Origin of the sequence: Spirochaeta isovalerica (assembly GCF_014207565.1) — a bacterium.
Lineage (GTDB): Bacteria > Spirochaetota > Spirochaetia > DSM-2461 > DSM-2461 > Spirochaeta_F > Spirochaeta_F isovalerica.
Genome location: NZ_JACHGJ010000011.1, coordinates 59,831 through 85,349, shown reverse-complemented (window position 1 = coordinate 85,349; position 25,519 = coordinate 59,831). Strand labels below are relative to the sequence as shown.

23 protein-coding genes are annotated in these 25,519 nt (G+C 45.8%); 10 read left to right on the top strand and 13 right to left on the bottom strand.

The window, feature by feature from the left end:
• Positions 1 to 45: 45 nt before the first annotated feature.
• Positions 46 to 891 (top strand): sulfide/dihydroorotate dehydrogenase-like FAD/NAD-binding protein, encoded by an 846-nt coding sequence (locus HNR50_RS20170; protein ID WP_184748611.1) that lies wholly within the window; start codon positions 46 to 48, stop codon positions 889 to 891.
• Positions 891 to 2,375: an NADPH-dependent glutamate synthase gene (gene gltA, locus HNR50_RS20165; protein WP_184748610.1), complete on the top strand. Its 1,485-nt coding sequence runs from the start codon at positions 891 to 893 to the stop codon at positions 2,373 to 2,375. Before HNR50_RS20170 ends, gltA begins: the two co-directional genes overlap by 1 nt.
• 53 nt (positions 2,376 to 2,428) lie before the next feature.
• Here the strand turns inward: gltA and HNR50_RS20160 are convergent, their stop codons facing one another.
• The gene (locus HNR50_RS20160; protein ID WP_184748609.1) at positions 2,429 to 3,346 is read right to left on the bottom strand and encodes a PCP reductase family protein; all 918 of its coding nucleotides are present in this window, start codon (positions 3,344 to 3,346) and stop codon (positions 2,429 to 2,431) included.
• A gap of 83 nt (positions 3,347 to 3,429) precedes the next feature.
• Here HNR50_RS20160 and HNR50_RS20155 point away from each other — a divergent pair, with 83 nt between their 5' ends.
• Positions 3,430 to 4,212 (top strand): EFR1 family ferrodoxin, encoded by a 783-nt coding sequence (locus tag HNR50_RS20155; RefSeq protein WP_184748608.1) that lies wholly within the window; start codon positions 3,430 to 3,432, stop codon positions 4,210 to 4,212.
• Between the two features lie 101 nt (positions 4,213 to 4,313).
• On the opposite strand, the gene hisE is transcribed toward HNR50_RS20155, so the two are convergent.
• From hisE to HNR50_RS20140, 3 genes are read right to left on the bottom strand one after another with little or no spacing between them, the layout of a single operon-like run.
• Positions 4,314 to 4,892, bottom strand: a complete 579-nt coding sequence (gene hisE, locus HNR50_RS20150; RefSeq protein ID WP_184748607.1) for a phosphoribosyl-ATP diphosphatase — start codon at positions 4,890 to 4,892, stop codon at positions 4,314 to 4,316.
• Positions 4,893 to 5,912 carry a dihydroorotase gene (gene pyrC, locus HNR50_RS20145; protein WP_184748606.1) on the bottom strand — a complete coding sequence of 340 codons (1,020 nt, stop codon included), beginning with the start codon at positions 5,910 to 5,912 and terminating at the stop codon, positions 4,893 to 4,895.
• Positions 5,899 to 6,891 (bottom strand): WG repeat-containing protein, encoded by a 993-nt coding sequence (locus HNR50_RS20140; RefSeq protein WP_184748605.1) that lies wholly within the window; start codon positions 6,889 to 6,891, stop codon positions 5,899 to 5,901. The genes pyrC and HNR50_RS20140 overlap by 14 nt, the downstream gene beginning before the upstream one ends.
• Positions 6,892 to 6,977: 86 nt before the next feature.
• Between HNR50_RS20140 and HNR50_RS20135 the strand changes: the two genes are divergently transcribed.
• From HNR50_RS20135 to HNR50_RS20120, 4 genes are all read left to right on the top strand, one after another.
• Positions 6,978 to 7,163 carry a hypothetical protein gene (locus HNR50_RS20135; RefSeq protein WP_184748604.1) on the top strand — a complete coding sequence of 62 codons (186 nt, stop codon included), beginning with the start codon at positions 6,978 to 6,980 and terminating at the stop codon, positions 7,161 to 7,163.
• A 56-nt stretch (positions 7,164 to 7,219) separates the two neighbouring features.
• A complete protein-coding gene (locus HNR50_RS20130) occupies positions 7,220 to 7,558 on the top strand; it encodes a hypothetical protein (protein WP_184748603.1) in 339 nt (112 codons plus the stop codon).
• 130 nt (positions 7,559 to 7,688) lie between these two features.
• Entirely contained in the window at positions 7,689 to 9,650 is a 1,962-nt protein-coding gene (locus tag HNR50_RS20125) for a 4-alpha-glucanotransferase (protein ID WP_184748602.1), read from the top strand.
• Positions 9,651 to 9,722: 72 nt separating this feature from the next.
• Entirely contained in the window at positions 9,723 to 13,103 is a 3,381-nt protein-coding gene (locus HNR50_RS20120) for an alpha-amylase family glycosyl hydrolase (protein WP_184748601.1), read from the top strand.
• A gap of 47 nt (positions 13,104 to 13,150) precedes the next feature.
• Here HNR50_RS20120 and HNR50_RS20115 read toward each other — a convergent pair whose 3' ends face one another.
• Positions 13,151 to 14,791 carry an NAD+ synthase gene (locus tag HNR50_RS20115; protein ID WP_184748600.1) on the bottom strand — a complete coding sequence of 547 codons (1,641 nt, stop codon included), beginning with the start codon at positions 14,789 to 14,791 and terminating at the stop codon, positions 13,151 to 13,153.
• 51 nt (positions 14,792 to 14,842) lie between these two features.
• On the opposite strand from HNR50_RS20115, the gene HNR50_RS20110 reads away from it, so the two are divergent.
• Together HNR50_RS20110 and HNR50_RS20105 are read left to right on the top strand one after the other, a co-directional pair.
• Positions 14,843 to 15,514: a Rossmann-fold NAD(P)-binding domain-containing protein gene (locus HNR50_RS20110; protein WP_184748599.1), complete on the top strand. Its 672-nt coding sequence runs from the start codon at positions 14,843 to 14,845 to the stop codon at positions 15,512 to 15,514.
• Positions 15,515 to 15,536: 22 nt separating this feature from the next.
• Complete coding sequence (locus HNR50_RS20105; protein ID WP_184748598.1) at positions 15,537 to 16,748, top strand: dicarboxylate/amino acid:cation symporter; 1,212 nt, start codon at positions 15,537 to 15,539, stop codon at positions 16,746 to 16,748.
• Positions 16,749 to 16,756: 8 nt separating this feature from the next.
• Here the strand turns inward: HNR50_RS20105 and HNR50_RS20100 are convergent, their stop codons facing one another.
• From HNR50_RS20100 to HNR50_RS20090, 3 genes are all read right to left on the bottom strand, one after another.
• Entirely contained in the window at positions 16,757 to 17,404 is a 648-nt protein-coding gene (locus tag HNR50_RS20100) for a hypothetical protein (protein WP_184748597.1), read from the bottom strand.
• A 14-nt stretch (positions 17,405 to 17,418) separates the two neighbouring features.
• Positions 17,419 to 19,140, bottom strand: coding sequence for a proline--tRNA ligase (locus HNR50_RS20095; protein WP_184748596.1), 1,722 nt, complete (start codon positions 19,138 to 19,140; stop codon positions 17,419 to 17,421).
• 80 nt (positions 19,141 to 19,220) lie between these two features.
• Positions 19,221 to 19,904: a DUF2259 domain-containing protein gene (locus HNR50_RS20090; RefSeq protein ID WP_184748595.1), complete on the bottom strand. Its 684-nt coding sequence runs from the start codon at positions 19,902 to 19,904 to the stop codon at positions 19,221 to 19,223.
• 136 nt (positions 19,905 to 20,040) lie between these two features.
• Between HNR50_RS20090 and HNR50_RS20085 the strand changes: the two genes are divergently transcribed.
• Positions 20,041 to 20,862: a hypothetical protein gene (locus HNR50_RS20085; protein ID WP_184748594.1), complete on the top strand. Its 822-nt coding sequence runs from the start codon at positions 20,041 to 20,043 to the stop codon at positions 20,860 to 20,862.
• 5 nt (positions 20,863 to 20,867) lie between these two features.
• On the opposite strand, the gene HNR50_RS20080 is transcribed toward HNR50_RS20085, so the two are convergent.
• The 5 genes from HNR50_RS20080 to lgt form a co-directional block, all read right to left on the bottom strand.
• A complete protein-coding gene (locus HNR50_RS20080; protein WP_184748593.1) occupies positions 20,868 to 21,479 on the bottom strand; it encodes a diacylglycerol/polyprenol kinase family protein in 612 nt (203 codons plus the stop codon).
• 197 nt (positions 21,480 to 21,676) lie between these two features.
• The gene (locus HNR50_RS20075; RefSeq protein WP_184748592.1) at positions 21,677 to 22,171 is read right to left on the bottom strand and encodes a Crp/Fnr family transcriptional regulator; all 495 of its coding nucleotides are present in this window, start codon (positions 22,169 to 22,171) and stop codon (positions 21,677 to 21,679) included.
• A complete protein-coding gene (locus tag HNR50_RS20070) occupies positions 22,158 to 23,324 on the bottom strand; it encodes a potassium channel family protein (protein WP_184748591.1) in 1,167 nt (388 codons plus the stop codon). Before HNR50_RS20070 ends, HNR50_RS20075 begins: the two co-directional genes overlap by 14 nt.
• Positions 23,325 to 23,369: 45 nt before the next feature.
• On the bottom strand, positions 23,370 to 24,515 hold the full coding sequence (locus tag HNR50_RS20065; RefSeq protein WP_184748590.1) for a hypothetical protein: 1,146 nt from the start codon (positions 24,513 to 24,515) through the stop codon (positions 23,370 to 23,372).
• Positions 24,512 to 25,519, bottom strand: a complete 1,008-nt coding sequence (lgt, locus tag HNR50_RS20060) for a prolipoprotein diacylglyceryl transferase (RefSeq protein WP_184748589.1) — start codon at positions 25,517 to 25,519, stop codon at positions 24,512 to 24,514. The genes HNR50_RS20065 and lgt overlap by 4 nt, the downstream gene beginning before the upstream one ends.

Genomic DNA, 25,519 nt, shown 5'->3' with positions numbered 1-25,519 from the left:
GGATTCATCAGACAAATGGTATGATACTGAAAACAGGAAAACACTATGAACAAAATTATAAGAAAAATTCAATTATCCGACGACGTCTTTCAGATGGAGATTGAGGCACCCCTGATCGCCGAAGAGAGAAAAGCCGGTCAGTTTATCATTCTAATCGTCAGCGAGGAGTTCGGAGAAAGAATTCCCCTGACTATTGCCGGAGCTGATGAAGAGAAGGGAACCATAACCATCATCTTCCAGGCTGTTGGCGATTCGACAAAAGAACTGGGGAAAAAATCGGAAGGCGACTACATCGACAGTCTGCTCGGACCACTGGGCAAAGCGACCCATATTGTCAAATACGACAAGCCCGTCGTCTGCGTCGGCGGAGGAATCGGTGTCGCTCCCTTGAGACCGATTGTGGAAGCTTTCAAAAAAGCAGGGAACGAGGTGATCTCCATTATCGGAGCCAGAAACAAAGATCTTCTGATTCTGGAAGATGAAATCCGGGCTTATTCCGATGAGGTGATCATTTGTACCGACGACGGATCCTACGGACGGAAAGACCTTGTAACCGCGCCATTGAAAGAGATCTGCGAAAGCCGCGATCCCGCCGAAGTCGTAGCCATAGGGCCGCCGGTCATGATGAAATTCTGCGCTCTCACCACCAAACCTTACAAGGTGAAAACCACAGTCTCGCTCAACACCATTATGATCGACGGAACGGGAATGTGCGGCGGCTGCCGGGTCACGGTCGGAGACGAAACCAAATTCGTCTGCGTCGACGGACCGGAGTTCGATGGGCATCTTGTGGATTTCGACAACATGATCAACAGGCTCAATACATACAAACATCAGGAAGAGGAACACAACTGCCGCATCGGCCTGGACAGCAAAGGAGGGGAGAAATAATGGAATACGTCAGCCCCGATGTACTGGCGAAAGAAGCCGACGAACTGATAAAGACGATCGATCCTTCAGCATTGAACCCTAAATCCAGACGGGCTATTCCGCTTCAGGAAATGCCGTCCCAGGATCCCTTGGTCCGGAGAAACAATATGGAGGAAGTGGCACTCGGATATACTGAAAGCCAGGTGAAACTGGAAGCCATGCGCTGCCTCCAGTGCAAGAATGCCCCCTGTATTTCCGGCTGTCCCGTCTCCATCAATATTCCGGGATTTATTGCCGCCGCTGCCGAAGGGGATTTCGAAAAATCAATCGGCATAATCAAGGAAAGCAGCAGCCTTCCAGCCATCTGCGGACGGGTCTGCCCCCAGGAAACCCAATGTATGGCGACCTGTACTGTAGGAAAAGCGGAAAAAGATGTTATGCGTTCCGTACAGATCGGCCGTATCGAAAGATATGTTGCCGATTGGGAGAGAGAGAACGATAAAATACAGGTTCCCGAAGTGGCGCCTTCCACCGGAAAGAGAGTCGCCATCGTGGGAAGCGGTCCCTCGGGACTCTCCGCCGCCTTCGACCTTCGCAAGGAAGGACATGATGTTACGGTTTACGAAGCCTTCCACAAGAACGGCGGCGTTACGGTTTACGGCATCCCTGAGTTCAGACTTCCCAAGAAAATAGTTGAAATCGAAATCGATACGCTTGTAAAAATGGGCGTAAAGATTGTGACCAACTTTCTTGTGGGAAAAACGAGAAAGCTCACGGATCTGTTGGAAAAAGATGGATTTGATGCCGTTTACATTGCTGCCGGTGCGGGACTGCCCAAGTTTATGGGCATAGAAGGGGAAAATCTCGTCGGCGTCTTCTCGGCCAATGAATACCTGACCCGCTCAAACCTGATGAAAGCCTATGATACGGCAAACTCCCGCACCCCGATTTACCATGCGAAAAAAGTCGCTATCTTCGGAGGGGGAAACGTAGCCATGGATGCGGCCAGGACAGCCAAGCGCATCGGCGCCGAAGAAGTCCATGTCGTTTACCGCCGGACGGAGGCCGAAATGCCCGCCAGAGTGGAGGAAGTCCATCATGCCAAGGAAGAGGGTATCATTTTTGATTTCCTTACCAATCCGGTTAAAATTCTCGGCGATGAAAACGGCCGCGTAAAAGGAATAGAATGCCTGAAATATGAGCTGGGCGAGCCTGACGATTCGGGACGGCGGAGACCCGTTCCCATCGAGGGTAGTAACTTCATCATAGATCTCGATGCCTGCATTCCCTCGCTGGGAAATAACGCCAACCCGATTCTGAGCAATTCCACACCCGATCTGGAAGTGAACAAGTGGGGAAATATCGTTGTCGATGAGAACAACAAGACCTCGATTGACCGGATCTACGCCGGAGGGGACATCGTTCTGGGAGCGGCGACGGTCATACTCGCCATGGGTCAGGGGCGGCATGCCGCTGAATCCATTAATAAGCTACTGAAAGCATAATCTGCTTCAAATGAAACAGGCCTCTGTTGGATACAAAACCGACAGGGGCTTTTTTAATTATACTTTTTCTCCTTGTTCCTCTTATCTCTGATCTCATCGAGCAGCTCAAGTGTTATACGGGAAACCCCGCGATTTTCCGCATCTTCCAGAATCCCCTTCAAAGCTGTATTGAGAAATATCTTCGGAATTCTCTTGAGCCTGATGAAGCACTCTTCATCCCATTGTATCTGCTCATTCAATTTCAAGGCTGCGGCACGGACCACATCCTCTCCCACGCCTTTGTCTTTCGGAATCGGAAATCGGAGAGGTTTCCGGAAAGGGGAGATCCAGAAGTCCGCATTATTCCTGAACCCGTAGTCAACCGGAAAAGCCGGCATATGCGAACTGCCTTCGATAAGAGCTTTTTTCCATTTGGTTCTGAGAAGGATCTTATCGATTTTCAGAATGAAAATGGCCCCGTGTTCCGACGTTATCCCGTTATACCGGTTATAGGGAGGATGATAGACGACACCATCGCCATCGGGCGGAATTGTCTCGAAATCATCCCAGGTGCACTCAAAAACCTGTTCGGCTTCCGAAATGATCAGAGGAAATGATTCATCGGCTTTTTCTTCTGCGCGGAGCCCTTTCTGGAGATGAAAAATGGTTTCTCTCATTTTCTCGGAAGTCTCCTCCCCGGGAAAACCGAGCCGGACAATCTCTTTCAGATACCTTTTTTTATCGGGCAGAAAATTGATAGCACATTTCCTGTCCCTCAGAATATTCTGCGCCGTATTGCTCGAATTCCTCGCCCCCAGAAACATTCCGAAATAATCTTTTTCCGCAATATAATAGGGAAAACAGAGGCTATAGGCCCCGAGGTTCGTTTCTCCCTCAGGACTCAACGTGCTGATTAAAACCGTCGGCATGGGGAAAAAAGAGGAAGTCTGATAAAAATTGTTCAGTATTTCAATTTCTTCAAAGTGTGTCATACTGAATATTGTAACAGTCCTGTTTGAAATTGAAAGAGTTATCTTCGCAGAAGACCTTTCGGGCAAACAGAGGAGGATAAGATATGAAAAACCTCTACCTCTATTTTTCAGGAACGGGAAATACCAAATACGTTATAGGCAAATTTGCTGAACTTTACGAACGGGGAAGTTATTACAGCCTTCATTCGATCGAACACAGAGAGATCGATTTTTCCCGAATCATCGGCGAAGCCGAAAACATCGTGCTGGCCTACCCCATCCACGACAGCATGCTGCCATTCATCGTTAAAGAATTCCTGGAGAGCCATATTGAGGACTTTAAAGGTAAAAATCTCACGACGATCTGCACCCAGCTTTTATTCAGCGGAGACGGAGGGGCTCTCCCCTTCTACATTCTGAAAGAAGCCGGCGTTAAGCATCTCCACAGCATTCATATCAATATGCCGAGCAACCTGACCGATGTTAATATTTTTTTCAACAAGCCGCTTTCCGAAACAGCCCGATCATATGTCAAGGCTGATCGTAAAATCGCTTTAGCCGTTGATACGATCAGGAGCGGGGGAATATGCAGGGACGGAAGAAAATGGTTTTCCCGTTTTTCCGGATTTATTCTTCAGCGGACCTGGGGCAAAGCCATGATGGTGAAGCTCAGAAACTCTGTGAAAATCAGCAGCGATTGCATCTTATGCCAGAAATGCGTTCAGATCTGTCCTGTGGAAAACCTGGAAATCAGAGAAAACAGAGTCGGACAGCAAGGCCGATGTACTCTTTGCTACCGCTGTGTCAACGAATGTCCCGTCCGGGCCATTTCCATCTTTATGAAGAGCAAACCGAAAATTCAGTACTCGAGAAAAGACTATAACTGAAACATGAGCTCGATCTCCCGGCTCAATGGACTGCGGATTTCGCCACTATGACCAATCGGAGGGATTTGGAAAGCCACGCCCTCCGATACCGGGAGGACATTCTAGGAATCGCGCCTTTCGAGTTCGGCCATAAGATCGTGGAAATCCACGCCGGCCGCTTCAAGCAGCACGAGCAGATGGTAAATCAGATCCGCCGATTCATATACGATATCTTCTCTGGAGACAGCCAGAATCAATTCAATAGCTTCCTCCCCCACCTTTTTGCGGATCTTCTCAAGACCTTTCTCAAAGAGATGTGTCGTGTAGGAGCCTGAAGGCATCTCTTTTTTCCGCCGGGCTATTGTTTCCGCCAGACTGTAGAGGATTCTCGACTCCTTTTCCTTCTCCGCATCCAGCGCTGTATTTTCATGCAGTTCCGGATCTTCCTCCCCGTCAGTCAGCTCACAGGCAATGGGAGAACTGCCCTCCGGCAGCTGTGCCGAAAAAAAGCCCTTATTCTCTATCAGAGAAATATATAAAGGATCTCCCTCCCAGGGGAGAACCCGTCCGGTTTCGGGATGAACGATCCACAGCACTTTCGTCTCTATGCTTTTGGAAAAAGCTTTGCGGTTCATAAGAGCACCCGCCCTGATACCGCCTTCAATATCTACAATAACCGGTAATACCGTACCGTCAGCCATTTATAAACTCTCCTGATTGATACTTTGGTTTTTCACTGTCCAGTTGATCTTTTTCGATGCGAAAAAGGGAACGACGTCTCCATATTTATCGGGCATCGTCCAGCTCTTCTCTGTCAGCGTTATTTTTTCCCTGTTAAGGGGAATCCCGTAAAATTCAGCGCCGAACCTCGATGTAAAATTCTCCAGCAGATCCAGTTTTCCCTTTTCATCAAAAAAATCCGCCAGCAAAAGCAGAGTCACGGGAGCCGTGTAGGCACCGGCCGCCCCCTGCAGCTTTTTGTCAGAACTATGGGGAGCACTGTCGGAACCGAAAAAGAATTTCCCGTTTCCCTCCAGAACGACGTCCTGAATAGCCTTTCTGTCCTCCGGTCCTTTCAGAACGGGTTTGCAGAAATTATGGGGATTCAGAGCGCCTCCGATCACATCATCAAGGGTCAGCAAAAGGTGATGTACCGTAATGGTTCCTGCCAGATTATCCGGACCCTCCTTTACGGCTTCAACCCCTTCGGCACTGGAAAGATGCTCAAATACGACCCTTAAATCTGGGAAATTTCGGCAAATCTCCAGAATCTCCGGAATATAGGCTTTCTCTCTATCGAGGGAAAAAACTGAAGGATCTTCTCCGTGAATACTCAGGATCAATCCCTCCTCTTCCATCACTTTCAATAAACCGGCAATATCTCTCCAATCGGTTATTCCGTCAGCCGAATTGGTCGTCGCGCCGGCGGGATAAAGTTTTCCCGCTATCGCCCCTGCTTTTTTCAGGGATCGGATTTCATCTTCCGCCATGTTTTTCAGCAGCTTGAATGTCATTAATGGTTCAAAGCCGGGATCTATTTTATTGATCTGGCGACGATATTCCTCCATCGTCGAAACAGAATCAACAGGCGGAATGGTATTGGGCATCACAATGGCCCGGGCATAGTATGCTGAACAATGAGGGACGGTCATTCTCAGAAGATCCCCCTGTCTTAAGTGAATATGAAAATCATCGGGCTTCCGTATTTCAATTTTCTTCATCTTTGTAACTCCAGATTGTTTCGCCTTTCCGGTTGATATACCGCGCATATCCGTCTTCGATAACAAGAGCCATACCGAAATGGAAATCATCGGCATAGTCATAATGGGCTTCAATCACCCATTCCCCCTCTTTATTGATAAATCCGAGTTTATCATCTTTGCCCAAGCGGACTCTTGCCAGTCCGTCTGAAAAATCTCCGGCAAAACTGTACTTCGGCTCAATGACAAGTTCTCCTTTTTTATCGATAAACCCGCCCAGGCCTTCGGAAACGATTAAAGCCAGTCCTTCGGAAAAATCTTTGGAGTAGAGATACTGAGGCTCTATAACAAATTCCTCATCCTTATTGATATACCCGCCTTTATCCCCGGACACCGCAAGCGCGAGACCTTCGGAAAAATCTCCGGCGAATTCATATTTAGGGGCGATGACTTCCACCCCTTTGCTGTTGATAAATCCGATTTTTCCCTCACGGCTTATTCTGGCCATTCCCTCGCTGAATGAGGTGGCGCTCAGCCAATCGCCGCCGAATAGTTTCTCATTTTTCTTATTTATATAAAAATGTTCATCTCCGGAAACGACAGAAGCGGCGTTTTCATTGAAATCTCCGGCGCGATCATACACAAAAGGTATCACGATCTCGTTTTTCTGATTGATATAGCCGCACTTTCCATCCTGAACAACCATAGCCAGCCCTTCGCTGAAAGAGGAGGCATTATCATAAATAAAGGGAATAACCGTTTCTCCTTTGGAATTGATAAAACCGCCTTTACCCTCTTCGACAGCCAGGGCGAGACCTTCGGAAAAACTCAGAGCTGTCTCATAACGGGGCTCAATGACGACGTCTCCTTTTCTATTAATAAATCCGGTTCTGCCTTTAAGGGTTACCGGGAATAATCCGCTGTTCCCTTTACTGCAGCTTCCCAGTAGAATAACTATGGATAAAGACAATAAAACTAAGCCGGCTCTTTTACAGGTCATCAAACACCTCTAATTTTGTAATTGATTCTATATGACGGTAATTATATCTTTATCTGGATCGAACTTTAATACACTGAGGGATAAAAATGACAAAAGAGGAGAATATAGCTTATCTGACTTTAAGAGCGGAGGAGTGCCGTCTTCCCGAAGAAGAGGTCAAAAAAATCAATCAGGCTCTAAAGAAGCTGGATGACAAGCAATACGATAAACTTAAACGTATTTCCGAACCGCAATTCCGGTCCTGGTGCAAAGAGGCCTGTTCCCGCTCCTGAATTAATTTGCAGATAAATCCTGTGCGTGATAAAATTCAATATGTACAGGAGTTTTTATGGAAAATGTAAATCTTTTGGATCAGAAAGAAAAAGTTTTCTTTGCCGGCTGCCTGAAGAGTCTACTGTTGTCAGACGGAAAGATTGAGGATTCGGAAGTATCCGATCTTCATGAGCTGACAGAAAAACTTTACTTCGACTCTTTTGATTCCTATCTCGAAACTTTTGAAGAAAGAGTAAAAACAATTGAAACATTCTGGGAGATGGCGGAAAAAATCACAGACAATGAGGTTCAGGATCTCATTATCACGTCACTGCATGAAATCATGCTGAAAGACCATATTCCCGATACACAGAATGGCAAGCTCATAGAAAAGCTGGAACATATGTGGGCATAAGGGCACGATGCCCGAATAATCAGCCATAAGAAAACTCACCTTTTATGCAACCGTTTGCACGTATTCCATTGAGTTGCAGCACTTTTAATGATAGACTGCTGGAACAAACATAAAAACAAAGAGGTTAACAATGAAGTTTCCCCCTGTAGATCATAAATTGACCGGTGTCGTTGTCCCCGTATTTTCTCTCAGGAGCGAAAAAAGCTGCGGTATTGGAGAATTTGCCGATTTGGCACATTTGGGAGAATGGTGCCGTCAGACCAATCTCGATCTGATTCAGATTCTTCCCGTAAACGATACCGGTTATCAGGAATCTCCTTATAGCGCATTAAGCGCCTTTGCCCTTCACCCCATTTTCATGCGTCTTGAAGATATACCCGAATCGAAAGATTTCGCCGGGGACATTGCGGCTCTGAAAAAAGAGCTGGAGCCGCTGAAAAGAGTCAGTTTTGCTTCCGTTCTGACGGGAAAACTGGAAATCTTAAGAAAAATATATGACAGCAATATAAAATCTATCAGAGCTGACAAAGCTGTCACCGGCTGGATGAAAGAAAATCCCTGGGTCAAAAATTATGCTGTTTTTTCCACAATCCGCAGGAACAACCTGATGGCATCATGGAAGGATTGGAAAAACTTCAGAAATCCCTCCGCAAAAGATCTCGACAAACTATGGGATAAATATGAAGAGGACAATTACTTTCACGTATGGGTCCAGTATCATCTGGAAAAACAGCTGAAGGATTCGGCTGCCAAGCTCGATTCCATGGGTATCAGCCTCAAAGGAGATATACCCATCCTGATGAATGAAGACAGCTGCGATGTCTGGGCCGATAGAAAATTTTTCGATCTCAGCCTTTCCGCGGGCGCTCCGCCGGATATGTTCTCGACAGACGGTCAGAATTGGGGGTTTCCCGTCTACAATTGGACCAATCTGAAAAAAGATGATTACAGCTGGTGGAGAAAACGTTTGAAACAGGCGGCGAAATTCTATCACGCCTACAGGATTGACCATGTGCTCGGTTTCTTCCGTATCTGGAATATCCCCTTTCATATGGTTACGGGCAGTATGGGCTACTTCAATCCCTCAGCTTATATATCCAGAAAAGACCTGGAAGATATCGGCTTTGATAAGGGGCGAATCACATGGATGTCCCGACCTCACGTTTTTGAACACGAATTGAGAGAAAAGCTGGGAGCCGAAGCCGAGTCTGTCATAAATATCTGTCTCGACAGAATCGGAAACGAAAATCTCTTTCTCTTTAATGACACTTATTCATCGGAGAAAGTGATTTACCGGTCCGATCTTTCCGATAAAGCCAAATCCGTACTGGGAGAGATGCTTAAAAATGTCACGCTCATTCCTGTAGATGATGATAATTTCAGTCTTTCCTGGTCTTTCCGGGAAACAAGAGGTTACGAAAGCCTCAATCAATGGGAAAAAGGCAAAATAGAGGAGCTTTCTGCCCGATGCGGTGCAGAAGCCGAGAAAATCTGGGAGGAAAATGCCCTGAATCTCCTCTCCTTTATGAAAAATACAACAGATATGCTTGTCTGCGCGGAAGATCTGGGGGCCGTCCCCGACTGTGTGCCTTCCGTTCTTCAGAAACTCGGAATCCTGGGACTCAAAGTTGTTCGCTGGGCCAGAGAATGGGGACAGGAAGGTGATCCCTATACCAAAGTCAGCCAGTATCCAGAGCTGTCAGTCTGTACGCCTGCTGTTCATGACTCAACAACCCTGAGGCAGTGGTGGTTTGAGGAGCAGGATAAAGCCGCTCTTGCCGCAGGTCTTGATGTGCAGGAGATTCCTTATGATCAGCCTGGCGAAGAAGCTGTCAAGTTTTTCCTTGAAGCTCTGTTCAGGAGCCGGTCGGCAATCTGTATGATTCAGATTCAGGATTTTTTCGCTCTGGACAGCAGCATTTGCGACAGCGATATTCACTTCGAGAGGATAAACATCCCCGGTACGGTCCAGGATGTTAACTGGTCCTACCGGATGACTCCGACTGTGGAAAAGCTGATGAAAGCGGAAAAGCTCAAGGAAAGCATCAGCTCTCTGGTGGAAATCAGAAAAAACCAGAAAATAACTCTCTAAATAATAAATTGCCGGCTTTAAGCCGGCTTTTCATTTATAGTTGAATAAAGACGAAATCAGGAGATACCAAAAATGATCGGTGATATGACTCTGGAAATGCATTTGAGAAATGAATGCAGAGAGAAATACAATTTGAAAGAATTATCCTTTTCTGAGACAGGCAAAACACTCCTGAAAGGAAATTATCAGATACAGGATCTCACCGAGAATATTAATAAAATCAAGCGAAAGAATTCGGAGCTGGAAGAATTTTATCATTCCAGCGATTTGAATGCTTTGGCTCTGATTGAGAGAATTAACCACTATCTGATCGGACGTTATCTCCTGGAGTCGGACAATCTCGCTTTCAATAGCGCACTGAAAACCCTTTCCGAACAGTATGGAAAGGGGAAAATAGATGCCATGCTCAAGCTCTACGGGCAATTTTTTTCTGGAGGACCGGAGCGCTCTCTCGACGACCCTATAGAGAATAGTCCCGCCCGGGAGAAAATACTCGAAGAAATCATTCTTCTAAAAATCTGCAACAGTAACAGGGCGGCACAGAAATACAGAGAAATATTTGACGATTCGCCCCTTGCAGAGAAGACGCCTTACACTCCGGCGTTTTATTCGCTGCTGGAACATTTCGACAAAACGCCCTCTTTCGGAACTTATGGAGACAATCTTCTCAAGCTTCTGCTTGAGCCGGCGCAGAAACATCCTGAATCGCTCCAGAGTCAGATCGAGTATATGAAGGAAATGTGGACTTTTCTGACTGATGACTTTCTCTTATTGCTTCTTAAGGGCATTGATCTTATAAGAGAAGAGAACAAAGTACATTTCAGCGGACCGGGACCGACCACGGCGTTAGAATTCGGGGCTTATCACAACAGCGAGGATGAAGATAACCCCAACTACAGTGCCGACAGCAACTGGATGCCCGAAGTTATCCTTCTGGCTAAAAACGCACTGGTCTGGCTTAATCAGCTTAGCCGCGATTATAAAAGAGAAATAAAAAGGCTCGATCAGATTCCCGATGAAGAGCTCGACATAATGGCGTCCCGGGGTATCAACTGCCTTTGGCTGATCGGCATATGGAACAGAAGCAATGCTTCACGGGAAATCAAAAGACGCTGCGGCAATCACGATGCCGTTTCTTCGGCTTATTCCCTATTCAGTTATGACATAGACTGGGAAATCGGCGGTTGGGAAGCTCTTGCCAACCTGCGGGAACGGTGCCGGAACAGAGGCATACGCCTGGCTAGTGACATGGTTCCCAATCACACGGGGATCGATTCCGAATGGACTCGCAGCCGACCGGACTGGTTCATACAGACCGATAGGCCTCCCTTTCCCTCCTATACCTACAACAGTGAAAATCTTTCCGAAGACCCTGGAATCGGAATATACCTGGAAGACCATTACTATGACAAAAGCGATGCCGCCGTTACCTTCAAGCGGGTCAATTTCCATACAGGAGAAACCCGGTACATTTATCACGGCAATGACGGAACATCCATGCCCTGGAACGATACGGCCCAGCTCGATTTTCTCAAAGAAGAAGTTCGGGAAGCCGTTATCGGCCAGATAATTCATGTCGCCAGGAATTTTCCCGTCATTCGCTTCGACGCAGCCATGACTCTGGCTAAAAAACATATCCAGAGGCTCTGGTACCCGCTTCCCGGACAGGGAGGAGATATCGCATCGAGAGCAAACTTCGCCATGACCGCAAAGGATTTTGACGATGCCTGCGGCGGTGAATTCTGGAAGGAAGTTGTCAGCCGCGTTGCCGCCGAAGCTCCCGATACACTGCTGCTCGCCGAAGCCTTCTGGATGATGGAGGGATACTTCGTCCGCAATCTGGGAATGCACAGAGTCTACAACTCCGCTTTCATGAATATGCTTAAAAACGAGGAAAACGGTAAATACAAAGAGACCATAAAAAACACGCTCAATTACGATAGAAAAATTCTCAAACGATTTGTGAATTTCATGAATAACCCCGATGAAGATACGGCAGCGGTACAGTTCGGAACAGGAGACAAATACTTCGGCGTCCTGACCCTGATGCTCACGATGCCCGGCCTTCCCATGATAGGCCATGGCCAGATCGAAGGCTATAAAGAAAAATACGGAATGGAATTTCATAAGCCGCTCTGGGATGAGTATCCCGATCCGGCTCTGGTTGAACGTCACGAAAGGGAAATATTCCCTATTATGAAACGCCGCTATCTGTTTGTTTCAGCAAATCGATTCAGGCTTTTTGACCTGTTCGAGCATTCGGGCGCCGTAAATGATAATGTCTTTGCCTACTCCAACAAATGCGGGGGAGAATATGTGCTCGTTCTCTACAACAATGCTTATGAAAGAGCCGTAGGTACAATCAACCACTCAGCTCCTTTTATTGAAAATGATGAGAATGGATCCCGTTTCGAAAGCTCTTCTCTGGGAGAATCTCTCGGCCTGACAAACGATGGCGACTGTTACTGTGTCTTCAGGGAATTGAAAAACGGATTGTGGTTTATCAGGAACAGCAGGGAAATCTACGAAAACGGGCTCTTTGTCGAGCTGGATGGTTTTAACAGCCACGTCTTTATGGACATCCATGAACTGAGAAACAGCGATTCCAACCGCATTGCCGATATCTGCTCCAAACTCAATGGCTCGGGAACGCCCGATATGGACAGAGAATACAGAGAAATGATTTTCCAGCCGCTTTACGCAGCCTACCGGAAACATGTGAACCGTGAAATCCTCACGAATCTTAAAGAAAATCATTTAACTCTTTCTGATATTTCAGAAGAGCCGTTGAAGGATTTTGTCGAAACATATCAATCAGTTCGCGATTTTGCCGGTGGCACGGGAGATGTCGAAGAGGTAGCTTCTCTGGTCAGAGAAGCCCTGGCCCATCCCGATGATATAACTAAAAAACTTAAAAAGGAAAAAGCCGCATCCGCTTATTTCAGCGAAGGGTTCACCTGGCAGAACCGCATTGTTCTCTATCTGTTCTCCCTCTATCGGTACACTGGTCGTCTCATCAGTCCGGCGGACGAGGAAAGAATAAACAGAAACATACTGGATAACTGGATGATCATCCATTACCTGAGAGATCTCTTTACCGATATGGGCTGGGGGGAAAGCGATATCGATAAAATCATTTCCCTGTTCAAATTTCTGCAGGAGCGCTACAGCCGCATAGCCGGGATCAAGGGTTCTTACCTGTCCGGGGAATTTCTGGAAGAACTGATAGATATGGATGGCTTCAGACAGTTGATGGGACTGAATTCCTATGAAGGGACGCTCTGGTTCAACAAGGAAAGGTTCGAGCTCTATCTCTGGTGGGCCTACTATTGGACGCTATCCGGGAAAGATATGAAAGAGGCATCGGACATATTCAAGAAAATACCTAAATGGCAAAAAGCAGCTGAAAAATCTGAATATGATTTTGACGCCCTTCTGAAACTCATCAAATAAAAAAACAGCCGCAATCGTCTTTTCAGAACTTTTGCGGCTGTTATATTTTAAACCTCGTACAGCTTTCTGGCGACAGGCATCCTCCTGCCCGTTCCGAAAGCCTTATCAGATATGCGGAGCACCGGCGGAGCCTGGCCTCTTTTATATTCAACCCGACCCACAAGCTTGACAATCTTTTCAACTGTCTCCGGCTCATATCCGAGAGCTTCGATTTCATCAGCTGTTCTGTGGTTCATCAGATATTCAACGAGAATCCCGTCCAGAACATCATAGGGAGGAAGGGAATCCTCATCCTTTTGATCGGGTCTCAATTCAGCGGAAGGCGGTTTATTAATGATTTCCCAGGGAATGATCTCCCCGTCGCGGTTTATATAGCGGCAAAGATCAAATACTTCTGTTTTAAGGAGGTCGCCTATAACCGCCAGTCCGCCGGCCATATCGCCGTAAAGGGTACAGTAGCCCGTCGCAAGTTCCGATTTGTTTCCCGTCGTCAGAACAAGGGACCCCCACTTGTTGGAATAACCCATCATCAGCGTTCCTCTGATTCTGGCTTGTATGTTTTCTTCAGCCACATCCATTTCCCGTCCGCCGAAATGAGGCTCCAGCGCCCCGAGAAAAGATGTGAACATGTCTTCTATGGCAATGACATCGTAGGAAACGCCGAGATTTTCAGCCAGTTTTTTCGAATCTGTCAGACTCCCGTCTGATGAATATCGGGAAGGCATCGCGAAAGTTTTGACATTCTCCGCTCCCAGGGCTTTGACGGCGAGCGCAGCGACCAGAGCCGAGTCGATCCCTCCTGAAGAGCCCAGGTGAACACGGGAGAAACCGCATTTGTGAACGTAATCGCGAAGACCCAGAACCAGGGCTTTTTCAATCTCTCCATACTTATCATATTCCAGTTCGATTTCATTACAGGAATCATCCGGATCACAAACAAAGAAATCCTCTTCGAAATCGGCCGCTTTTTTAACCAGGCGCCCTTTCCTGTCTACCACAATGGAATTCCCGTCAAAGATAAGGCTGTCGTTTGCTCCGACGCTGTTAATGTAAAAGACGGAAGAAGCCCCTTTCCGGATTGTCTTTCTGCAAAGTGCGAGCCGCTTCTTGATTTTGCTTTTGTGAAAAGGCGAGGCCGAAGGGACGAGGATGATTTCCGCGCCCAGATCGAGCAGTTCCATAACCGGATCGATAGGATAGACCGAATCTGTATCTCTCGCCGATTCCCACCAGAGATCTTCGCAAATGGCTATGCCGATTTTCTCTCCTCTGAAAGTGAAAAGCTTTCTTTCCGAAGATGGCTCAAAATACCTTGTTTCATCGAAGACATCGTAAGTGGGAAGGAGTGTCTTGTCCTGTGTGAAGATAACTTCTCCCCCGTAAATTACTGAAATGACATTGCGGAGTTTCTTACCTGTTCCGCTTGAGTTAAGCGAAACATGTCCCACTGCTACGGCGATTTCAGCAGGAAGGTGCCTCTGGAGCCACCGCAGAGACAATGTGTTTTCCTCAACAAAGCTGTTGTAATCGAGAAGATCCATGGGAGGATAGCCGCAGAGAGACAACTCGGGAAAGACAATAAGATCGGCGCCTTCCTTCGCTCCTCTGAGAGAATATTCGACAATTTTCTCCCGGTTTCCTTCAAAATCGGCAATGACGGAATTTATCTGTCCGGCTGCTATTTTCAATCTAGACTCCTTGTTGACCTCGCAATATATAGAGGATACTATAATCTCAATATGGGAAAAGTCATACTGATCACGGGCAGCGAAACACTACTTGGAAGGAAACTGATCGAGAAAAATCTCGCAGCTGGAAATAAGGTAATTGCGCCGGTCATTTCCAGAGACGAGAACAGCGGAGAACCGCAGAAAAACAACTTGCTGGTACTCCCCTGGAACAAATCCTCCATCATCTCCTCCCGTACGGTGATCCGTGAAGGCATGAGAATTTTCCGCTCTATAGACGAAGCCATTTTAGTGTATTCTGAAAATAAAACCAATGAGCAACTATCTGATTTTTCGACTTCCGAAATCGACGAAGCTATAGAGTCATCCATTCACGGTACGGTTTATCTCACAAGAGAGCTTCTGAAAATCATGGAAGGAGACTCCGCAAAAGTTCTTTCCTTTGCCCTGACAAGAAAAAACCGGCATACGGGCAGTCCCATGGAAAAAGGATTTCTGGGGTTCTTCCGGTCCTTTGCCGATGCTGTCATTTCCGATGAGGGAGCTCCCTACAGATGCGCTTTTACCAGTGATGTAACTGATATGGACAGCTACGCGCTTTTTATTAACAACATTCTGAATGAAAAACCGGAGAAGGGAGACGGCCAATGGCTGGATTACCGGGAGAAGAAAAATCTCTTCTCAAGCCTGCCTGTCATTCCGAGAAAACCGGACACCATTTAACCCAAAGTAACAGGAGAAATTCATGAAATTACTTATAAGCTCGATAGTGGCTCTTCTGGCCGGCATCCTTTCGGCATTATTAATACCTGTCGGAGAAGGAGTGAATAGCTTTTTACTGCATCTCTCTTCCCTGTCAATCAATATCGGGAGATACATTGTCTTTCCTATGGTCTTCTTTTCCCTGGCTATTGCGGTATGTAAACTGAGACGGGAAAAAAAACTGATCCGGACCGTTCTGATCACCGCTCTGCTTATCGCAGCGTCAACCGTTCTTCTTGTTTCAATCGGTGTCCTGGTGACGATTATTATTTCTCCCTCCCGTATCCCGCTTATAGTTGAAACCCGAAGCCTTTTCGATCTTGCTGATCAGAGAAACACATTCATGTCCATTTTCCCTCAGAATATGTTTACCCTTTTCACAGGAAACAGCAATGTACTTCTTCCGATCTATTTTCTCTCCTTCATACTCGGCTTTATAATGTACAGAGACAAAGAAGTATCCGAACCGGCTTTTAACCTCTTCGATTCGCTTTCGCGGATTCTTTTTGAATTGAATATGGTCATTTCCGGCATTTCTCCAGTATTTCTGGCATTTATCAGCTTCAGCCTTACCAGATCCATAAAGTCGATTCCCGACAGGGCCATGTTTTCCAATCTCATTCTGATACTCTCCATCTCATCGGCGGTTATTATTCTGATCGCATATCCGCTGGCTTTGTATTTGACCGACAGAAAAACCAACCCCTATAAAACGCTTTACAACCTGATCCTTCCTCTGTTTCACGGTCTGATAAGCGGAGATTCCTTTTTCAGCCTTTCTATTCTCACAAGAACGTTGAAAAAAAACCTTTTTATATCCAGAAAAATTTCAGCACTGACTCTGCCTTTAAATGCCATGTTTGCCAAAGCGGGTACGGCCCTTGTCACTTCAGTGACATTCCTGACAATCCTCAAGTCCTATTCGAGTCTTGAAATTACTTTATATCAGATTTTCTGGGTGATTTTATTTTCGATTCTGGTTTCGTTCACTCTGGCATCTTTTCCGGCTATGGGCGTCTACACAGCCCTTTATATGCTTTCCGAATTTTACAGCCGTTCCCATACGGGGCTGACAGATTCCTACCTGCTGATAAAACCGGTCGTTCCCCTGCTTATCGGATTCGCCGTTCTGATCGACGTAGCCACCTCGGCACTGATAACTCTCATTGTCAGCCGGAAAAGCACTTTGGAATAGATTCCCTGCTACCAGATAAAACGGGCTCCCGCTGATGCGCTGAGGGTAAAGCCATCACTGAAAGGGAGTCCTCCATCATTCCATAGGTTATGGAGGGGTATGTGAGATTCGGTTCTGAAGGTAAAAGCGAATTTTTCCGAAAGGGGAAAAACAAAGGAAAAGCCGCCCAGTACATTGAGAAAGCTCCCGCCGGAGAAGAAATAATTTGTCATTTCATTGCGGACATCCTGTTTTTCACCCCAGAGGGGTATTCTGAAATTGAACTGAGGTCCTGCATAGAATGAAAGGGAAAAGGATTTGAAATTCAACTGAAACCCCACCGGCAGATCCAGATCCAGCATCATGACATAAAGATCCTGCCACATGGGATCGACCGGCATGGCCCACCCCTGATCTTCCACAAACTGCCAGGAATTCGCTGAAATCCCGATACCGGGGTTAAAATAAAAATTCTCTGAAAAGTACAGGGGAAAATTGAGAGTCAGATGGAACAGGATCGGATCGGGGTCTTGATCTCCAGGGCCATCTTTTCCATAAGCTTCATTATGAACCCACATCACACCCGACCCCAGCTCCATCATGAAGTGATCAACCGCCTGGAGAGAGGCGGAAGCGGTAATAAACAGCATTATGAGAGTAAACCCGGTTCTTTTCATATTGTTAAAGTATATCACTTCACTTTTTCTCTGCCCAGAAAATCGGAAACAAATGAGACAACTGCATCGGGAGACATTTCCAGCTTTTCTCCGGTTTTCCGGATTTTGATTTCCAGAACTCCTTTTTCAAGGGATTTCCGGCCTATGCCGATCTGAAGCGGATAACCGACCAGATCGGCATCATTGAATTTAAATCCCGCTCTTTCCTCTCTGTCATCAATCAGGGCATCAATTCCCCCTTCGAGAAGTTCCCTATAGATTTTCTCTCCGGCTTCAATGACTTCAGAACTGTTCATTTGAAGGGGCATGACAACCACTTCATAGGGAGCGATGGCGACCGGCCAGACAATTCCGGATTCGTCATGATTCTGCTCGATCGCTGCAGCCATAGTTCTTCCCACACCGATTCCGTAACAGCCCATTACAACCGGCTGCTCCTTACCTTCGCTGTCGAGAAAAGTACAATTCATCGATTCGCTGTATTTAGTCCCGAGATGAAAGACCTGCCCGACTTCTATGCCGCGGAACTCCTCAAGCTTTGCTCCGCATTCGGGACAGGGGTCTCCAGAGCGGGCGAATGAAAAATCATCCACTATTTCCGCTTTGTAATCTCTTTCCCAACAGACATTGATTTTGTGATAGTCTTTCCTGTTAGCACCGCAGACCATACCCGAACGGCCTTCCACGGATCTGTCCGCCAATACCGGAACTTTATCATTCAAGCCAACAGGCCCGACATATCCAGTTTCCGTTCCGCAGAGAGACTGAACCGTCTCTTCATCAGCGAGCCCGATTGTATTGCCCTGAAGTACAGCCAGTAATTTAGCTTCATTGACCTCCCGATCTCCCCGAAGGAGAACCAGAACCGGTTTCCCGTCAACCCGATAGAGAAGGCTTTTTATAAAGTCCCGGGGACTCCGGTCGAGAAAGGCTGAAACCTCTTCAATGGAGCCGGCTCCGGGAGTATGTACATCCGCAGGTGATTCGGTTGTGGTGACCTCTGCCTCGTCAACAGGGAAGACTGTACGGGCTTTCTCTGCATTGGCTGCATAGGCACACCTGGGGCAACTGATAATCAGATCTTCTCCGGAATCGGCCAGAACCTGAAATTCATGACTGAGAGATCCCCCGATATTGCCTGTCAGAGCTTCCACGGCTTTAAAGTCCACACCGGTCCGCCGGAAAATCTCTTCATAAGCCTTATACATTCTGTAATATGTTTCCCGGGATGCTTCCGAATCAGTATCGAAACTGTATCCGTCTTTCATTATAAATTCCCGTCCTCTCATAAGTCCGAAACGGGGCCTGATCTCATCGCGGAATTTCGTCTGTATCTGAAATATATTCCAGGGAAGCTGCTTATAGGATTTGAGATTGCGTCTGACCATATCGGTAATGACCTCTTCATGGGTCGGCCCCAGACAGAACTCATTATCTTTTCGGTCGGTAAACCGGAGAAGTTCATCTCCGTAATATTCCCAGCGGCCGCTTTCTTTCCAAAGCTCTGCTGGCTGCACCACTGGAAGAAGAACTTCCTCGCAACCGGATTCCACTAGAACGTCGCGAATTATCCGCTCTATCTTCCGAATGCTTTTCAAAGCCAGAGGGAGATAATTGTATATGCCGCTGGAAACCTGCTGGATCATACCGGCGCGGAACATCAGCTGATGGCTCGGAATGGACGCTTCCTTCGGAACTTCTTTCATGGTGCGGTAAAACATTCGGCTAATTCTCATAATTGACTCCTGAACTTTGCTGCGGGAAAAGAAAAGGCTCCCTCCCGGAAGCCTCATAATATCAAAAATATGATTATTGTTTAATTTATTTTTGCCGTTTCGATCATATAACGGACATTGAGATCCACATCGCTTTTATTGATTATGAATATGAGAGAATCTTCATCGGGTGAAAGAAGAATTCTGTTTATTTCATATCCAGTAATCCCCTCTCTGTAATAATCGGGATGACCGATTTTCAGATTTTTGACAATTCCGTTGCGCTGTTCCAGTTTGAGGTCGATATAGAATCGCGATTTAAGAGCCGATCCTTCACCTTCCACTTCCTGCACAAGATCTATGGTATAGGCTGTGTTCCTTTCAAAATCCCGGAAATTCAGATTATTGGGATTTTCCTCTTCCCGTTCGGGAAATCTTATATATAAAGGGCGGCCTTTTTCCAGATAGGCGATATTATATCGTCTTCTCTGATCGGCTGTGGATTCCAGTAACGTGTAAAGAGCTCCGTCTGAAGATTGCCCCGGTTCTATAATGGACTCATATTCCCCGTGATGGACTCCTCCGGAAACAAAGACATTCCTCTTAACATCCACAATATATAGATCTGAGTATAACTTTCCTGTATCAGACTGAAAGCCGTGCTGGGCAAACATGAAGTAAGCGCCGTCACCGGAAAAGCCGAGATTGACAAACCTTGCAGTATCTCCGGCAAAAAGAGAAAAAGCTATAAGCAGTAAGCTGCAGATAAGAACTGTTTTTTTCATGGACACTCCTCAGATAGCAAAGACCGGCCGTAAAATTTATTTACAACAAGTCTCTTCTTTCTTTATCGAACAAAAATGAAAAAACAAAAGTTTTTTATCCTTTGTTTTTTTGATAAAAGTAGTATTTAATAGGAATATGACTTTATCGCTGAGAAACAGACTTATAAGACTGACTATTCTATTCTGTTTTGTCCTCTCGGCTTTTTTTCTCATCACTTTTTTTTATCTCAATAAGGATGATTATTTCTCTCTGTCCTCACTGGTGAATTCGCTTAATAAACTGGACAGGTTTACATCCGATTCGGCCTACAATTCTCTATACTGGGCCATAATTACGGCTTCGGTTCTTTATGTCTTTTCCATAATAACATCGTTGGTTCTCTTTCATTATTTCAAGAAAAAAGTCTCTCCCGAAATATTCTTCTTCATCCTCTTTATTTTGTCACTGTCCCTTCAGTCTATCAGACTGTTTGAATTACAGCTTATTATGATTCAGGTTTCGCCTTTTTACGGAGTTCTGATTACCAGAGCTTATTATTTTTTCAGACTGTTCGGCGTTTTCTGCTTTTTTGCTTCGAGTCTCTTTCCCATAGGCGTACAGTTTCAGAAATTGGGAACCATTCTGATATCCATCCTATTGCTTTCTTTTACCATATCGGCCCTTATGCCAATCGATCCCACGAGAATGAACGGTTTTTTTCTCTATAATATAAGTGATTCCCTGAGTCTGCTTGTCATGACACTGTCGATTAGGGTTCTGACTGTTATTAATTTTATACGGGTATCTCTGACGACAAGATCGCGAAACTATCTGGCAGTTCTTATAGCTGCCGTTCTGATAATTGCCGGAGATGAATTACTTCTCCTGCTTCCCGTCCCTCTTATTTCCATAACGCTATTATTTACGGGTGCGATTATCTATTCGAGATCTTTGTATACATATTATCTATGGATATGATTTCTTTATAAAATCAGTTGGGCAATGGCTGCCGTTCCGACAGGAATGACAAGGTTATCGAAATCCTTCAAGGGGATTGCTTCGATGGCGGTGGCGGCCAGGGCTATCAGAACAGACTCGAAAACAAGGCCGGAGACAGCTGTGGTCGCAAGAAACACGGCGAGAAAGCAAGTCAGAGAACCAGCAACGGTTTTTCCTCCGAGGCCAGGTATTCTAACTCTGCCGAACAACTTCCCGAAAACACTGGACAAACCATCTCCGAAAGCCAGAGCATAGATACCAATTGTCGCAGCGGGATTGGGATAGAGCAGCAGGGTGAGCAAAGCTCCGAGACCGAGGGTGACGGGACCGAGAACAAATCTATTATTGTCTCTTTCTCTTGCTGCCATTACTGTAATATTGGATATAAGAAAGACATTGGAACCGGAGCATCGCAAGGTCTCAGCATAACTGTAAATCAGCGTACCAGCCGTAAGCAGTCCGATTGTAATGGATATATTAATAGAAGCCAGAACCGGAATGGATGCAATAAGCAAATGAATGGATTTTCTTACAAATTCTTTTTCCAGCGAACCAGCCGGATTAGCTGCAACAGTCACGCTCACATTATTAAACATCATCAAGCTCCAATTTTTTATTAACAGTTTTAATAATGCAATTTCCATACCAACAATGTATCTATACATAAAAACATATATTTTCTTATTATATATAGAATTAACATTTCATCTGAAATATATCACGCCTGGCACATAGTTTACTGTATTCTTTTTCATACATACAAATTCTCAAATGACTACCATTTTCAGGAAAATCAGTTCTTAATTTCATTAACAAGGGCATCAAAAAGAGTCAGAACATCTTCATTTGTCTTTCTCAAACGGGATGCCAGAGTCTTGAGAATGACTCTGGTAATGGGCAAACCTATTTCCGGTTTTCTGTTGCCGAGTTTTTCAAAATCATCTTTATCGATTACAATAAAGATCGAATCCTCCAGGGCCAGAACAGTAGCAGATCGTTTATCATCATCAATCAGGGCCATTTCCCCGAAAAAAACATTGTATTCCGCTTTGAGTTTGACAACTGTAAAGTCGTCTCCCGCCCGGGATCTTTTAATGATTTCAACAGCTCCATCATAGACAATGAACATCTCAGAGCCGATATCGCCTTCAACTATGATTTTCTCATCTTTCCTGAATTTCCGGATAGTGCAGATGCGGCTCACTTCATTCATATATTCATCGTTTTCGCAGATCTCTGCAAAAAGGGGAATCTTCTTAAGTTTATCAATTATCTCATTTTGCTTCATAGATTTTCTCCAGAACGATGGCCTGAGTATGTCTCTTAATGACATAATCGTTGGGAGGAACAAAAAGGGGCTTGTTAACTTCCAGATCCTTTACGCTTTGCAGATTGTCCACCAGCAGAGACATATTGGAGGTTTTCTGTGCCGCTCTAAGAGCTTCCATTTTCATCTTGTTTGGTGATCCTGTATTTTCCAGAAGCCCGAGTATGATAAAAGGAGATTCGGCCTCCCCGACTTTGTAATCGTGAAAAGGACCGTCTATGTAACGTTCATCGATATCTATGGTTCTCAATCTTGATCCATGCTCTCTCTGGGACAAAAGATCATAGAGGATATGCCCCATTCCGTTTTCTACAGAAGTATAGGAAAGCACTTTCTGAGAGACCTCTCTTTTAAAGAGGATTTCGTCGCACATGGCCTGTTTGAGGTTGCTTTCATATTTACGGTTTATCATTTCCGCACATATATAAACTTCCCGGGAAAGGGTTCTGATCGACATAACTGTCATGATCGTTTTGGAATCGGCTTCCGCATCGGCGTGACTTTCAAAAGTATCCGATAGAATCAGAACTTTTCTAGCCGACTGGACATTGGCTCTTTTAAGGGCGGAATCGGAAAAATAATCTCCCCTGACAAACTTCAGATCAGCCAGTTCCCGGCTTTCCTTGAGAGTTTCAATTCTTTCGCTGGGTATATTTGAGATGATTATAATCTCTTCGGAAACGAAACTGTTGGCAAAACCGACGATATCGAGAAGGATCTCCTTTATCTCTTCGGTCCAACCGCATATTACAAGATGATCTTTCATTTTCGGATAATCCACGAGACCCCTCCTCGCTCTGGAATTTCTATCGACAAAAACAGAAGCGAACACACCGGAAAGGAAGCTCATTCCCGCCACACCCAGAAAAATCGTGATGACCGCAACGATCCGCCCGCCCAGAGTTATGGGGTATTTATCCCCGTAGCCCGTCGTGCTGAATGTAATGATCGCCCACCAGAGACCGTCGATAAAATCAACAAACTGATCATTGCTGTCGCTTTCGGTCCAGACGACCAAAGCTCCAGCTAAAATAAAAATCAGCATAAATGCCAAAGTCGGTTTGAGATATGGGGTGTTTTTTACCAGGTTTGTGAGCCGGTTCTGTTTTTTCATATTTCCTTATAAAAATTCGGTATTTGTTCGTATTAAGTTTAAGCTTTAATCCCCTGTAAAAACAACGGGAATCCACTTTTCACCGTCAGCCATGGATTGGGGTATCATTCCCAGATCGACCACTTCCGTGGTTTCTCCGACCAAGTAACTGACATCGCCGAGAGGATACCTGGCTCCATCTCCGGGGACATTCACCGCACTGATTGAGTGCTTGTACTGCCACGAAACGAGGAGTATGGAATCGATTCCCAGGTGTCCCAGCATAATGGAATAGGAAAGCCCCCGGGCATCGCAGTCCCCCTCTTCATTGGAGACCGTGCTTATAGGAGACAGGAGGTCAGAAAAAGTATCCGAGCTGGTATATTTGAAATTCTGTATCCAGTTGAGGAGAATAACAGCTTTTTCCCGGTCACTGTTGCCGGACAAAACACTCTGCAGAGTCTGTCCCAGAGAGTCAAAACGGCTGTAATTATCTCTGTATATTATATTGTAATAGCGTTTCCAGGCTTCCTCGAACAGAGGTTTGTCACCCAGATCCTGATAATATTTCATCAGCTGAGCTTCTCTTTCAATAACCGCCTGGGAGGCATCGAATTCATTCAGATCGGTCTGAAAACTGACGATGGATCCATTGAGCACCATCTGGGCCATGACATCGCCTTTTCCGGGAAAGGGATAATAGAATTGACTGATAGCTCCCGGCTTATACAGGGAGTTTTCGCTTTCAATCCTGAAACTGTCGAGTGTAGATAGAATAAAAGGGAGCTTCTCCTCATAGAAATCCAACCCGCTGAATGATAAAAGGTAATAGTCTCTGTCATCTCTATTAATGAAGAGAAACCATCCCCTCAGCTCGCCGTCTCCCTGTGAAAAAGTGATATCCGCCAGATAGGCATCATCTCCGTTATAACGGAATCTTTCGCCATCGCTTTCTCCACGAAAATCTACTGTAAGAGCCTCATACATTTCCAGAGATGAGCCGAATTTCGCCCCGTCGTATACTGTCGTCTGAAAAATGACCGTCTGGTCATCGGAAACGAATGAAAGTTCTGAGAGGCTGGTCCGGTCAAAAGTGTTCCAGCCTTCGGGAATGTAAACTGTGTAATTGTATTCTTCAATAAAAAACTCTTCCCCGAAAAGAGGAAGAGTTATGAATACAACCAGCAGCATTATTGCTTTAATTCTGATCATTTTATCTTTTTTTTCAATTTCCTCATGTCGTTCTTACCTTTATTTATCGGCTTTTCCACGATTTTCTCACTGTTTTTCTTTCTGAAATAGAGAAAGAGATTCATACCCGTTCCGGAAAGAATCATGATGAAACAGAGAATCTGACCGGTCGAGAAGTTGAAAAATGAGGTGAGCAGATAGTTGGGAGCTTCCGATGCGCCCCACTGAAGGGGGAAATCCATTCCCGCATCGGGCTCTCTCATATATTCGATAAAAAACCGGAAAACGCCGTATCCGATCATATAGGCGCTTATAACAAATCCGTTAAAGGGCTTCCTCTTTCTTACAATAAACCACAGTATCGCCCAGAGGATAATTCCTTCGAAAAGCGCTTCATACAACTGAGAGGGATGACGGGGAAGATTGACGACATTCATGCCGCTTATATCCATACCGATCCTGGCGGCCGTGTCACGGACCCAGTCCAGAGACGTCGAAAAGCGCTGGGCATGAGGGAAAACAATTCCCAAGGGAGATGTAGTGACTCGCCCGTAAAGTTCCCCGTTGATAAAATTGCCCAGACGCCCGAATGTGTAGCCCAGGGGTATGGCGGCGGTGAGCATATCGCCCCACAGAAGCGTGTTGTACTTTTTAACTTTTGTGTAGATAACGGCGCCGACAACTCCGCCTATGACGCCCCCATGATAGGACATCCCCTGAAGACCGACAAACTGACCGTTATAGAATGGCCAGAAAATCAACCAGGGCTTTGACCTGTAAATTCCCGTCGTGTCGTAAACGAGGGCGGCGAAAATTCTCGCCCCGATAATCAGGCCGATTATGGTCCAGAAAATAAAATTCACGACATCATCTTCGGGAACATCGATTTTTTTCTCTTTTACCTGATATTTGAACAGGTAGAAGGCGATGGCAAAAGCGATTAAATACATCAGGCCGTACCATCGCACGGGAAGCCCCGGTATGATTTCCGGCTTCAGCCAGGTGGGAAAAGAAATATAGAGCAT

Coding starts and splice junctions, on each gene's coding strand:
- HNR50_RS20155 (WP_184748608.1), top strand. CDS start 3,430: ATGAAAAACCTCTACCTCTATTTTTCAGGAACGGGAAATACCAAATAC.
- HNR50_RS20125 (WP_184748602.1), top strand. CDS start 7,689: ATGAAGTTTCCCCCTGTAGATCATAAATTGACCGGTGTCGTTGTCCCC.
- HNR50_RS20070 (WP_184748591.1), bottom strand. CDS start 23,324: ATGAAAAAACAGAACCGGCTCACAAACCTGGTAAAAAACACCCCATAT.
- lgt (WP_184748589.1), bottom strand. CDS start 25,519: ATGCTCTATATTTCTTTTCCCACCTGGCTGAAGCCGGAAATCATACCG.
- HNR50_RS20085 (WP_184748594.1), top strand. CDS start 20,041: ATGACTTTATCGCTGAGAAACAGACTTATAAGACTGACTATTCTATTC.
- HNR50_RS20105 (WP_184748598.1), top strand. CDS start 15,537: ATGAAATTACTTATAAGCTCGATAGTGGCTCTTCTGGCCGGCATCCTT.
- HNR50_RS20100 (WP_184748597.1), bottom strand. CDS start 17,404: ATGAAAAGAACCGGGTTTACTCTCATAATGCTGTTTATTACCGCTTCC.
- HNR50_RS20075 (WP_184748592.1), bottom strand. CDS start 22,171: ATGAAGCAAAATGAGATAATTGATAAACTTAAGAAGATTCCCCTTTTT.
- gltA (WP_184748610.1), top strand. CDS start 891: ATGGAATACGTCAGCCCCGATGTACTGGCGAAAGAAGCCGACGAACTG.
- HNR50_RS20135 (WP_184748604.1), top strand. CDS start 6,978: ATGACAAAAGAGGAGAATATAGCTTATCTGACTTTAAGAGCGGAGGAG.
- HNR50_RS20160 (WP_184748609.1), bottom strand. CDS start 3,346: ATGACACACTTTGAAGAAATTGAAATACTGAACAATTTTTATCAGACT.
- HNR50_RS20080 (WP_184748593.1), bottom strand. CDS start 21,479: ATGTTTAATAATGTGAGCGTGACTGTTGCAGCTAATCCGGCTGGTTCG.
- hisE (WP_184748607.1), bottom strand. CDS start 4,892: ATGGCTGACGGTACGGTATTACCGGTTATTGTAGATATTGAAGGCGGT.
- pyrC (WP_184748606.1), bottom strand. CDS start 5,912: ATGAAGAAAATTGAAATACGGAAGCCCGATGATTTTCATATTCACTTA.
- HNR50_RS20095 (WP_184748596.1), bottom strand. CDS start 19,140: ATGAGAATTAGCCGAATGTTTTACCGCACCATGAAAGAAGTTCCGAAG.
- HNR50_RS20110 (WP_184748599.1), top strand. CDS start 14,843: ATGGGAAAAGTCATACTGATCACGGGCAGCGAAACACTACTTGGAAGG.
- HNR50_RS20120 (WP_184748601.1), top strand. CDS start 9,723: ATGATCGGTGATATGACTCTGGAAATGCATTTGAGAAATGAATGCAGA.
- HNR50_RS20090 (WP_184748595.1), bottom strand. CDS start 19,904: ATGAAAAAAACAGTTCTTATCTGCAGCTTACTGCTTATAGCTTTTTCT.
- HNR50_RS20065 (WP_184748590.1), bottom strand. CDS start 24,515: ATGATCAGAATTAAAGCAATAATGCTGCTGGTTGTATTCATAACTCTT.
- HNR50_RS20170 (WP_184748611.1), top strand. CDS start 46: ATGAACAAAATTATAAGAAAAATTCAATTATCCGACGACGTCTTTCAG.
- HNR50_RS20130 (WP_184748603.1), top strand. CDS start 7,220: ATGGAAAATGTAAATCTTTTGGATCAGAAAGAAAAAGTTTTCTTTGCC.
- HNR50_RS20140 (WP_184748605.1), bottom strand. CDS start 6,891: ATGACCTGTAAAAGAGCCGGCTTAGTTTTATTGTCTTTATCCATAGTT.